The following is a 13,278-nucleotide window of genomic DNA, read 5'->3' on the forward strand; positions in this document are numbered from 1 at the left end:
CAATATTAAAAGTTGGTTAGTATATTGAGGAAATATTATTGGGTCTAACCTACTAGAGTGGTTACTTGCTAGTGCCGCGTAGTCACACTTGGATTTACAGCCAATTATTTATTGTATAATACCAACCATTTTACAAATTCCTGCCGGTTCTTGAAATGAGGTTCCAAATATTTTAGGTCGTCCTTAAAACCTCTTTTTTTATTAATAATTAGATACGTGTTGGGACTATAGGAGAGCGAATCCAGACGTGAGACCATTACCTCATCATTTATATCCCAAAGGTCATCTTTCCATTCTTCATCCTTTTGAAACTGTACTTCCCGATTTGTGGTGTTGTTCCTTAATTTTAAAGTGATCGGATTGTCCCCAGAATACATGGGTATGGAAGATAAAAGATAATCATAAACAACAATAGTCTTGTTTTCTTTTAGAGTGACATTATTGATAAAACCGATCATTTCTTTGGTAGAGTTGAAAGTTGAACCGTTGTGGGCCATTATAGAAGTTGATAATAAAACTAAGGCCGCACCAAAACTTGCTCCCAAAATAGCCGGTTTTTCAGGCACACCATTATCTACGTAAAAAAATAAGGATACAAAGAGGATCACCAAAACAATACCAATTACTAATGTTGCATTGGAAATCTGGATAAATTGCGGCTTCCAGAGCCAAAATCCAATTATCCCCAAGAACAAACAACTCATCAAAATTGTATAGGCCAGGTTCAAGGTATTGAGAATAGATACGCTAACCTTATACAATTGTACAGCAATTAATATAGCCAACATCCAAAACATGGGAAGAATATACAGCACCATTTTAGTTCTGAAGACCGAAAAAATCAAGAAAAGAAAAACACTTGAAATCAACAATAACCGTTCTTCCCTTCCAATATTCAGGAATGTACTTGCCTTTATTTTAAAATTTCGTAAAATAATCCACCACCAAGGGAGTGTCAGACCAATAATTAAAGGAATATAAAACCAAAACGGCTTGGATCGATTAAAGGAATGCGATGTTATCCGTGATATAAGTTGATCCGTTACAAAATAATCCCATAAGCCAGGATTGTTTATAACTACCAAAATATACCAGCTTGAAGCAAGAAGAAGACAAAGCACAAATCCCAGGATATGATGTAGGCTGATTTTTGAATTTCGCTTGAATATTGTCTTATAAACTATAATATAGGTCAGAATAAACAAAAGGGCTACAGGTCCCTTGGTAAGTAAGGCCATGGCCACCAATAAATAAAACAAATAAAGGGCTACAGTTTTTCCTTTTGAAGTATAGTATTGCCAGCAAAACAGAGACCCTAATATAAAAGTAGTTAGGTAGGCATCTGTTGTTAAGTTACGACTAGAAATCAGTACTAGGGGCAAAGCAAAATACACGAGACCGGAGGTAAAGGCTATTCTTCTGTCTTTGTAGAGCAAGTATGCCATACCATATACCAAAGCCAATTGAAATACAATCGCGATTTGAAGAAAGAACCTTGCACCAAACTCATTGACCCCAAAAATACGATAGCCCAAAGTGGTGACATAATAGGTTATGGGTGGCTTATGAAAATGAAAAATACCGAGAAGTTTTGGATTGAGATAGTCCTTGGAGCTTAGCATTTCCTTACTGATTTCGGCGTATCTAGCTTCACTGGTCTCCGTAAATCCATAAGAACCAACACCTGCCAGCAATATAGCCAATGCAACAACCAAGAAAAAAAGATAATGTTTATTGGTGACCACTTTGGATAACATTATTCCCATTTTGAATATTAAAAATACGAATCTTAAATAAGGAATTCTTTATACTATCATAATAATAAATTAAATCTGTGAAAAGACTTTGAAAAGAGTAATACCGTTGAGACTTCAGGAAAATTTGATCTTATTCTGAAAGTAATATTTTATCAAGAATTGCAATTAATATAATTCATTATGGACACAATTGATTTTCATTATCGATTGTAAAAAAAACCTGCGCCGACATGGGTTTGTCAAACGCCGATCGGAAGCAATAAAAGCTCTCTTGTTAAGTGCCAATTTCCAGACTAAATTTCCCGATCCAATGATAGTCCAAACTTACTGTACACCACAATAAAATGCCTTTTCACAACAAATCCATTTATGTAGGTATTAAAGGGTATAAATAACCGCAATATATCTAAGCGTTGTCCCGTTATAGGGTCTTTCCTACAAAGTGGATAAAATCACTTGGAATATAATATAAGGGGCAAAATCATGATAAAATCGACCAAAAAACTACTGCTGCTAATCTTGTTGTTTAGTTTTAATGCTTGGTATAGTACCGCTCAGGTTACTACCAGTGTGCAGAATACCAATTTCAATTCCTGTGGTAGCAACCTACCACAGACCGAACTAAATTTAGGAAACCTGGTGCTGTCAGAAACCCTGGCCACGGATTTCGGTGCGGGAACCTTTACCTTCTACATTGAGGCTCCCTCCAATTTTGAAATTAGGGCAACTGCCTTTACCGAAACAGGTACAGACATTAGCAGTGCATCCGTAGCCCAAGACTCGGGCAATACCTCCAGATTAATAGTTACCATAACCACTAACGGCCAAGGTTCCTTGGATGTATTTACAATAGAAAATGTAAGAATTAAACTTATACCCGGTTCAACAACCACAAACGGTACTATAAAATATTTATTGGGAGGTAACCCCAACAAGATAAACGGACTTGCAAACTACCAGACGCTTGCAAACATTTCTTTTACCGCACTCACAGGAGGAACAGGAGTTAATCAACAGGTATGTGCCATCAACGATGTACAGAATATCAGCATAACAGGTTCCAATATTACCCAAACAAGAACTTTTGAATGGGAAAAGGATAATAACGGAACCTGGACGGCCATTGCCAATTCCAATACGGAAATTTTAGTAGTGGACAAGCCATCATTCCCAAATGGGATTAGTAGATATCGCAGATTAACCACCTTTATGGTCAATGGGGAATCATGTACCCAGATCAGCACCACTGCAACCATTACCGTAAATGAAATATATGCCGGAAGTATCACTGATGGGACCGGTCAAAACGTTTGTGCTACCCAAATACCTGCACAATTAAGTACCTCTGGCGATGTTGCGGTGACCCCTTCAGGAACCACAACCTATCAATGGTACAAAAACGATTCTGGCCCATGGGATATAATTTCAGGAGCAACGGACAATTTTTATCAGCCTAGCCCTTTATCCAAAACTACTTCTTTTAAAAGAAGGGTAACCAACGTTTTAAACGGATTTAGTTGTTATAAGGAAACACCGGCAGTTTCCATAATTGTAAATTCTGCCGTGTTGGGCGGTACTGCCACCAATCAGAATATATGTTCGCTAAGCGAATTACAATTGTTAACTGTAAATAATGGGGACAATGGTACCTATCAATGGCAAAAACGCAGCGGAACCAATTGGGTAAACATAAGTGGTGCCACACAAAGCAACTACAACGCCAGTGCCAACCTAAATCCCGGAGTAGAAGAGTTTAGAAGGGTCACTACCATTTCTGGGGCAAGTTGTCAAGGAGTGAGTTCTGTTGCTACGATTACCTATACCAATTTTACCGTAGGAAGTATTACAGGTGCTGAAACTGTTTGTTACAATCAAGCGCCAAATACCATTACATCGGACACCAATGCCACAGGAAGTGGCACTATCTCCTATAAATGGGAACGATTTAACGGAAGTTCCTGGACCACAATTTCTAGCGCCAGTAATGCAGATTACCAGCCAACTGCCTTAACCCAGACAACTGCCTTTAGAAGGCAGGATAACATACTCTTAAACGGTTACACCTGTTCGGATTATACCAATGAAATTGAGATCACTGTACTCGGTCAAATCAGCGGAGGAACAGCCAGCGCGGATCAGACTATCTGTGCAGGGGAAGTACCCAATTCTATTTCTATAAGCAACGCTACAGCAGCAGGGCCCAACATAACTTATCAATGGCAATCGGCTACCACTGGTAGTTTTACAAATATTAGTGGGGAAACCAATGCTGTTTATAATTTTTCCGTAGCACCTGCAGCTACCACTAGGTATAGAAGACAAACCATAATTTCCAATAACGCCAAAGTCTGTTTCCAGAATTCTACTGTAAGTACTGTTTTTGTAAACAGCCTTAATTTGGGAACAATTGGTAATAATCAAAATGTTTGTGCAGGACAAGCACCCAGCACCATTATTAATGTAGGAAATACTACAGCCGCTGGTAACCTAACCTATGCATGGGAAGCCTCGACCGATAATGGGACAAGCTGGAGCCCAATAGCTTCTGCCACAGGTTCTACATATACCCCTGGAGTACTAGCAACGTCTACCAAATATAGAAGACTGGATACCACTACCCTAAACGGAAAGGTGTGTACTGGCTACACCAATGAAGTCGCCATAATTGTAGCTGGCGCTATTTCAGGTGGAGAGGGTTCTGCGAACCAAGCAATTTGTGAAGGCGAGAATCCAGCGACCATTACAGTTTCCAACGGCACTCCTGCAGGTACAGGGATTAATTTCCAGTGGTATTCGTCTACCGATAATGTCAATTACACCTTGATGAGCGGGGAAACTGGGGAAAGCCTTAATTTTTCCACAGGATTGGCAACATCGACCTATTTTAGGCGAAATGTTACCAACACCAACAATGGCAATACTTGTGAGGCTTCCAGCCTTCCCACCTTTGTTACCCTAATTACCTTAACTGAAGGATCTATTTCACAAACCCAGACGGTTTGTGGCTCTAGCCTTGTGGCTCCAATTACAAGTACGGCCAATGCTACTTCCAATGGAACTATAATCTATACATGGCAGAGTTCTCCGGATGGAAACACTTGGGCCGATATTGCCAATACCAATCAAGCTACTTACACTCCTGTAAATAATGGAGATTTACAAACCTATTATAGAAGAAAGGCAAGTTCAACATTACAAAGTATCACTTGCGAGGCCATAACCACAGCGGTTATAGTTTACGTAAATAAATTCGACAATGCTGCTGGCCATAATATCACTTTTTCATCTGGCGCAACTGGAACTACGGAGGTATGTAATGGTGGAGATCCACAGCCATTTAGTACTAATTTTCCGTTGATTGCCTCTGGAACGGTAAGCTACCAATGGCAGATTTCCAGTGATAACATATCATTTTCAGATATTGCAGGAGCTACCTCGGTTAGCTATGATCCACCTGCCGTAACACAGGACAATTACTATAGAAGAATTACTACTTCTACCTTAAATGGTCTCTCCTGCAGTGTAACCAGTAATGTACTGACCATCATAAATGGAGGGAATGCCACTGGTGGTACTATTGGCACTACCAATCCTAATGGTGTATCTCCCAGCACCAATGTAGAAGTAATTTGTAAGGGGGACGATCCAAGCCTAATTGAGGAACTAACGCCCTCTACCGGACAAACATTGACCTACCAATGGTATGCCAATGGCGTTGCGATAGGTGGAGCTACAGGAATTAGTTATGACCCAACCAATATATCTTCAACTACAACCTATATTAGAACTACTACCAGCACGGATATTTCCGGGGTGGAATGTGTAGTGGATAGTAACCCTGTAACGGTTTTGGTACCCCAAGCTGACAATCTTGGAAACAATATCACCATCTGTTATAATACCATGGCCCCAACATTGGGCAACCCTAGCGCCATAGAAGGATTGCCCTATTTGGCTTTTAAATGGTACGAATCAAATGATGGCGCTACCTTTACTGAAATAATTGGTGCAACAAATGCAACATATACTCCTGCAGCGGCATTAACCGCCGATAAATATTATAGGAGGGATTATCAAGCTACAGTGGACTTTGTTGTATGCGCACCCTATGCTCCAAGTAATGTAATCAGAATTTTTGTCAATGATGTGGACGGAGGTACTATTTCAGGCGAACAAAAAATTTGTTTCGGGGATGATCCCGCTATCTTGGGAAATACCGTAGACGGAACTGCGGAGGGAGTATTAAAATATCAATGGTACTCTTCAGTGGATAACAGTAACTGGGGTATGATTAATGGAGCTGTAAACAGCACTTATGACCCACAGGCCGGTAATTTTCCAACGACCTACTTTAAGAGGACGGCATCTTCAACCCTTAACAGTGTAGTCTGTACGGAAGATAGTAATACTATAGTTGTACAGGTTACAGAGCAATTGTTGCCCGGAACCCTTGTGAACGACCAGACCATATGCGAAGGTTTTGTGCCGGGAGCCTTGACCGTAACCGGTGGCAGTACCTATGTAGACCAGACCTATGACTGGTATTCCTCGCCAAATGGTACAACCTGGACAGATATCGCTGTGCATAGTGCCTCCTATACACCTCCGGTCCCAACAACTACCATGTATTATAAGCGGACTATTACAAGAACCAGTTTGGTAGACCAGACTTGTATAGTGGAGACCAACCCTATAAAAGTTACCCTTAATGATGTTTATGCCGGTAAAATAACGGACAATCAATCGGTTTGCGAGGGAACTCAGCCTTTAGCCATCGTGGAACAGGAATCGGCCACAGGTGCAGGAGTACTGACCTATCAGTGGTGGTCTTCCCCTGACAATCAAACTTATACTGCCGTAGCCGGTGCCACACAGCCAAATTATACTCCCCCAAGTAACCTCACTACCTCCACCTACTTTAAAAGAGTAGTTACCAGTACGGTGAACGGTATGGCCTGTGCGGATGAAACTTCGCCAAAAATTGTAACCGTAATACCTTATGCCATCATAAATAATGATGCCATTATTGCCAATGATATTAGCAATGTGAGCTGTAATGGAGGAAATGATGGAAGTATTGTAATACCCAACTCCAGAATCACTGGAGGTAATACGGCCCAGAAGCAAATCAATACCATTTCCCTTTTTGGCACTCCAACTTTAGGCAATACCTATAGTATACTAATTGATGGGAAGGTCTATGATCACCAAGTTACCTTGAACGGCATTAATCAGCCACAGGATAATAATGAGGTGGCCGCCGCACTAGTTCAGAAAATCAATACGGCAACAGGACCCAATTTGAGCTCTGTCGTGGCCACAAGCAGTTTCAATGAAATTGCCTTGACCGCCAAAGTTGCTGGTATTGGGTTTACGGCATATGTTAGTACTGGATCCGACCCAAATGTCAGTTCATCCAACGTAATTACTCAACCAAATTCGGTTGCAAATACTTATGTATGGTCCAAAATAGGTGATAACAGCTTTACGGCCTCTACCTTAAGCATAAGCAATCTTACTGCCGGAGCATACCAATTAACGGTTTACAATGAATTCTGCGGAACCACGTCGTCTCCGTTTATAGTATCTGAACCCGAGGTATTGACATTGAATATTGGGGATACCTGTAATACGGCCATTACAGCTTATAGCACTGGAGGTATTGCGCCTTTCACCTTTACGCTCACAAGGCCCAACGGAACAACCCTGGTACAGACATCCAACAATCCAAATATTACCTATACCAATTTAACCGGTGGAGCTATTTACAACATAAGTGTACAGGATGCCTCTTGCGGAATACAGGAATCGCAATCCGTCACCTTGCCAATGGGACTGCAATTTAATCAAGCTTCCGTAGTAGTGGATAATGCCACTTGTTATGGCCAAAATGATGGTAGCATTAGCTTAAACATTGGAGCTACAACTGTAACCGGAGGCTATCCTCCTTATAACTTTAGTTGGACAGGCCCCAATAATGCCAACTTTACCACAGAAAATATTACCAACTTGGCACCGGGGGTATATGTACTATCCGTAACTGACCAACTTGGTTGTTCAGCAACTTATACTGCGAATGTGGCTTCAAAAGCACAATTGGAAATCAGTAGCGTGCAGGTTATCAACCAGCAGTTACAATGTGCTGGTGATGCCAATGCCGAAATAAGTATACAAATAAGTTCTGATCCTAGCAGTCAGTTACAAATAAACTGGTACAAAAACGGAACAAGTTATTCTACCAACAACACCAGTCTTACCAATCTGAGTGGAGGTAGCTACGAAGTGGTAATTATCGATACCAATAGTGATGCAAATACACCATGTACCGTTAGACAGACATTTGTCATTACGGCTCCAACAGTATTTAGTGCTACAGAGGTAACTAGTGGTAACACAACTTGTGTGGATGCCAGTACCGGAAGGGATTTTACTTTTAGGGTTCAGGGAGGTACATCACCTTTTCAATATACTTTGGACGGAGGGACTCCTGTTATCTTCAGTAGTACCCAAACCACAATTAGCGCACTTTCCAATGACAGTCATGTTATAGAGGTAACCGATGCCAACCAATGTGTTGTACAAACGTTTACCATGGATAGTTATGAGGCCATGGATTATACCGGCGCGAAATCTTACACTATTCCACCTTGTGAAGCTGATTATGCATTTAGCCTGAATACCAATTTAATTACTGGTGGAAAACCTTTTGTAGACGGAAGTAACAACCCATACTATTTTTATGATTGGAGAGGTCCCAATAATTTTGTGGCCCAGGACATTACTAGTTTTGATGCGGTGCCAGGCTCATATTGGTTGACCATAACCGATAGTAATGACTGTTCTTCCGAAGAAATTGAGTTTACCTTTAATACTACCTATACACCTATTGTTGTAAACAGGACAATAACTCCGGTAAGCTGTGGAGCTACCAACGACGGAGCCATTTCCATTACCGTAAGCGGTGGTTTAAGACCGTATAGTATTACATGGGAAAAAGAAACGGCCGGTACAGCGAATAATCCTGATCCAGTGTTTACGCCTTTCGGTCAAAACATAACGCAATTGAGCGGATTGGAAGAAGGAAGGTTAAGACTTACCATTACCAGTAATATTAATGGTTGTACCAATGCCGATCCAGCCTATTATTATAGGGAAATTATTACCATTAATAAAGCGGAATCGCTTCAGCTAATAGACGGACCTTATTTGGATCAGTCACTTTGTTTGGGCAATCCCGGAAGTATTTCGGTATCGGTTTTCAATAGTCAACCAGGCAACCTAAGCTTTTACTATGAAGGTGCCCTAGTGCCATCCGTAAAAACAGGTACCAATACTTATTCTGTTCAAATTGGAAATCCATTGGATAACGCCACCCTTAGTGTTGTAAATGACCAAGGATGTGGAATTACAATGCCTATAAGTTCTGGGGTAACAGACCCTTCGTTTGCCTTTAGTTCGGACGAATTTGAAATTACAGGTCTATTGATGGCCAAGGAAGATATTCGCTTCAGTATAACCAGTGAGGCGGGATATGGCAATGCTTCCTGGGATTTTGGAGATGGAAGTCCCGTAATTAACGTTGATCCGGAAGTAGACGGTGTTATGACCACACATATATATAGTTATCCTGGTATTTTTACTACCACCCTAACTTTATATAATGAGGAAGGTTGTAGTAAAACTGTTCAACAGGACGTGCAGGTGGGTAACGGCTATGACGTAATGTTCCCTAATGTATTCTCTGCCAATGCGGATGGAATAAACGATTATTTCCAAGGCGAATTTACCGGTATAGCCTCGTTTACCTTTCAAATTTATGATATGTGGGGCTCATTGGTGTTTAGCGTGGCCTATGACTTTGATTCAATGCCCGTAAATTGGGGTTGGAACGGCAATTACAGTTCGGGAAAACCTTATAAAAACACTTCCTTCAGATATCTGTTTGTAGGAACAACGAAAGACAACAACCAAATAACCAAAACTGGCGAAGCCTCAATATTAAGATAGAGATGAAGAAACTTAATCTAATAACCCTACTAATAGTTCTTATTACGTTGGGGGCCAACGCTCAGGAAAAATTTGTGAACAACCTAAGCAAGGTGCCGGCTTCCTTGAACCCTAGTTTTCATGCTTTTAAAGATAAGACCAGGATAGGCGTCTTGGCCGAATTTGCCAGCCAAAGTCAGGGAAACCAATCCCAGCATAAATATGCCTTTGGCTCAACGGCCTTTGAAGAATACAATTTTCAACTGGGCGTAGATCTGTTTAACAATAACCTGAACAATTCAGGATTTAATTATACTTCTGCTGCATTGAGCTATATGTACAAATTGGTTTTAAAGAACGATTGGATCCTATATCCCGGAATTACTGCGGCGTATAGCAATTACCGATACGATTTTAACAATCTTACCTTTCAGGACCAGATAAACATCTTTACGGGCCAAATTAGTGCCAATACCATAGATCCCATTACAGCCTCTGAAAATGTTGGCTATTTGGATATGGGGGCATCCGTTTTAATACATAACGATATAAATACACTTTTTGGGCTATCCCTTAAACATTTGAATCAACCACGAATATCTTCCAGGCAAAGCGAAAATAATGTGAATTTAAACATGCTCATTTCAGGGCAGTTTGGTTATGAATTGGACATCAATAAATATGGGCAGGCCAAATTGCCGGAGCATTCCTATTTATATCTATTTAATGCAGTGTCCTTGCAAGGTCCGAATACTAGATTGGATTTCTATCAGGATGTTACGTTGGGCAACTTTAGTATAGGGGTAAATGAGCATCTTAGCTATTTGGAGAATGCATCTTTTTCCGAAATAGGATTTGCTACAAGCCTTACCTTGGAAACATTTGAATTTGGGTTGAACTATAGATTACCCTTTGGAGGGGAAGCCAAACAATATATTCCCAACTCCTTGGAATTATTTTTGGTCTTTGATATATCTCGATTTAAAGAGCGAGGTAGATCTGACTACAGTAAGTTTTATTAACTGATACCTAATAATATTGCAAAACCCTCAACAAAAGTTGGGGGTTTTATTTTTGTTAGCAAAACGCATAAATGGATTGTAAATTAACACTTCCTAAACTTGAGGATAGATGGTTAATAAATGTAGTCCTTATGGAATATTGCGGGTTTTCAACTTAAAAACTTTGTAGAATACTCGATGAATACCATAAAGTATTAACTTCAACAAAAAATAAGAATTGGTAATAGTTAATGAACAAACTACTTCCTAGTCATGGAGCAAGGTTTATTTTATTAACTTGATAAATTCCATTATTAAAAAGTAAGGCCTATTCAACCTGCTTTACATACAAGTATGTAGCATTAACCAAGATTCCTATATGAAATTCAAATTCCTTGTATCAATATTTGTTTTAATTGTACAAACACAATTTTATGGCCAAAAGGACCTCTTGGTGCCAATTCAGGCCAATGAATATGTACTTGTGTATAAACCGGACGGGGACTATTTTTTTGGGCCCAATACCCCCAACTTAAAGCAAGGGAAATGGTATGATGAATGGGTACCCAACGACCATACTTTTGTGAAGGCCGATGACGGCAATTGGCACATTTTTGGAATTACACATCCGATAGTAAAAACCAAACCGCTGAACAAAGGTATTCACGAAGGGGAATATGCGTCCTTTCATGCGGTTTCATCTACCACTAATTTTAAAGGATCGATCAAGGAGCACCACTACAATGATTTGCCCAAAATACTAACACCAAAAGATCGACCTGGTGAAATACCCCAAAACCATGCACCTTATATTATTAGAAAGGATGGACTTTATCAAATGGTCTACGGCCACAGTCCAATTCGATTGGCGGTGTCATCCAACTTGTACGATTGGGAAACCAAAGGGGAACTATTTGCAGATCCGGATGGAGCCCGCGATCCTAATTTATTATTATATAACGGAACATACTATTTAACTTATTGTTCCATTAAAAGTGTGCGAATGGTTACTTCAAAAGATTTGATACATTGGAGTACACCTATGACTATTCTTAAAACCAATAAGTTCGACCCTGAATCACCCACATTAATTTTTCACAACAACACTTTTTACCTGTTTGTATGTGCATGGGAAGATGATTGGGATGGCAGGGATATTCAGGGGGCCTATACCCATAAGGCATATGTATATAACTCGGATGACCTGACCGATTTTGGCACTGATAATGAAAAAGAAATTACTATTCTAAATTCGCATGCCCCTGAAATCTTTCAGGGAGAGGATGGACAGTGGTATATTTCCAGTGCAGAGTGGCCTAAGAGAGGGGTAAGTATTGATAAACTTGTATGGATGAAACAACAGTAAATTCCATCAATAAATGTATAAGAGTGCCTACTGAATTGTTTTTGGTCTTTGATATCTCTCGATTTAAGGAGCGTAGAAGATCGGACTACAGCAGGTTTTATTAACTATGGTTTACTTGAACGTAGGTTAAATGAAGATGAAATAGTATAATTAAAGACGGAATAATTTCTTAGCATTTTCATATAATATTTTACGTTCGGTCTGCTTAGATACTAGTTTACGGATTTCTGCAATATCTAGGGTGCCGGAGCAACTTTCTATATCAGAACCTGTTGGGTCTGCACAATCGCTTCCATACAATAATTTGTCTTGGTGTCTTTCTAAAAAAGCTATCGCATGGCCTTCATCTCTTGTAAGCGCATTAAGACCTGAGCCCGCAGATAGATCGCCATACATGTTCGGGTAATCGCTAAGATACCGGTCTGTAATTCCTCCTGGTGTAACAGGGTTTTTAGGATATAGGACTGATTGATCCATATGATTTTTGTCAATATTGGCCCACCAGGTTTGCGCATGGCCGATGAAATTTACTTTCGGATATTTCTCCAGCATTTTATAAAAGCGTTCGAAGCCATAATTATACATTTCATGCTGCCAATGCATGAGTACCGGTACATTGTAGTTTTCAGCCAATTGGTAAATTTTTTGCATCTCGGTCGAATCACAGTTAACGCCAAATTTTAATTCCCCAATAACCACCGCACCCAATTTTAAATATTTTTCAATCTCATAAAGACCATCTTTCATATCCGGAACAGCACATGCCCCAAAGCGGAATTCCTTCTTATGTTGGCTTGCAAATAAGTAACACTCTGCATTCCCTCCTGCTTCTGCCTGCAATCCATTGGCTACGCCCTGGTGAGTTGATGGCGAATTCACTGGACGCCCTGATGGTAAAAGAATAGTAGTAGTAATGCCCATTGTCCTTTGATGTGCCAGCAGCTGTTCATCTGTACGTTGCACATAATGAGTATGCTGATGAATGTCAATTATTGGTTCTTTTTTGATGCTTGAAATTCCATTAAACGCGTTTAGTTTTAAAGAGGTACCAAGTGCAAACAAACTAGTACCTGCAATAAATTCTCGACGGGAAAAACTTTTTTTTGACTGTGACATAAGAACTAAATTAATAGGGGAGTGGTTAAAACATTTTCTACTTTTTATTTTT

Annotated in this window: 5 protein-coding genes; 3 read left to right on the plus strand and 2 right to left on the minus strand. The window is 40.0% G+C overall.

Translation table 11 applies throughout. The annotated features are described in order from the left end of the window. Positions 1 to 104: 104 nt before the first annotated feature. Positions 105 to 1,766 (minus strand): ArnT family glycosyltransferase, encoded by a 1,662-nt coding sequence (locus LV92_RS08645; protein WP_245946308.1) that lies wholly within the window; start codon positions 1,764 to 1,766, stop codon positions 105 to 107. A 474-nt stretch (positions 1,767 to 2,240) separates the two neighbouring features. Here LV92_RS08645 and LV92_RS08650 point away from each other — a divergent pair, with 474 nt between their 5' ends. The 3 genes from LV92_RS08650 to LV92_RS08660 all read left to right on the plus strand — a co-directional run bounded on the left by LV92_RS08650 (position 2,241) and on the right by LV92_RS08660 (position 12,110). Next, a complete protein-coding gene (locus LV92_RS08650) occupies positions 2,241 to 9,764 on the plus strand; it encodes a T9SS type B sorting domain-containing protein (protein WP_111623250.1) in 7,524 nt (2,507 codons plus the stop codon). 2 nt (positions 9,765 to 9,766) lie between these two features. Further along, entirely contained in the window at positions 9,767 to 10,765 is a 999-nt protein-coding gene (locus LV92_RS08655) for a PorP/SprF family type IX secretion system membrane protein (RefSeq protein WP_111623251.1), read from the plus strand. A 358-nt stretch (positions 10,766 to 11,123) separates the two neighbouring features. Further along, positions 11,124 to 12,110, plus strand: coding sequence for a family 43 glycosylhydrolase (locus tag LV92_RS08660; RefSeq protein ID WP_111623252.1), 987 nt, complete (start codon positions 11,124 to 11,126; stop codon positions 12,108 to 12,110). A 150-nt stretch (positions 12,111 to 12,260) separates the two neighbouring features. Here LV92_RS08660 and LV92_RS08665 read toward each other — a convergent pair whose 3' ends face one another. Beyond that, a complete protein-coding gene (locus LV92_RS08665) occupies positions 12,261 to 13,226 on the minus strand; it encodes an amidohydrolase family protein (protein ID WP_111623253.1) in 966 nt (321 codons plus the stop codon). Between the last annotated feature and the right edge of the window lie 52 nt (positions 13,227 to 13,278).

Origin of the sequence: Arenibacter echinorum (genome assembly GCF_003259375.1) — a bacterium.
Classification (GTDB): Bacteria; Bacteroidota; Bacteroidia; order Flavobacteriales; family Flavobacteriaceae; genus Arenibacter; species Arenibacter echinorum.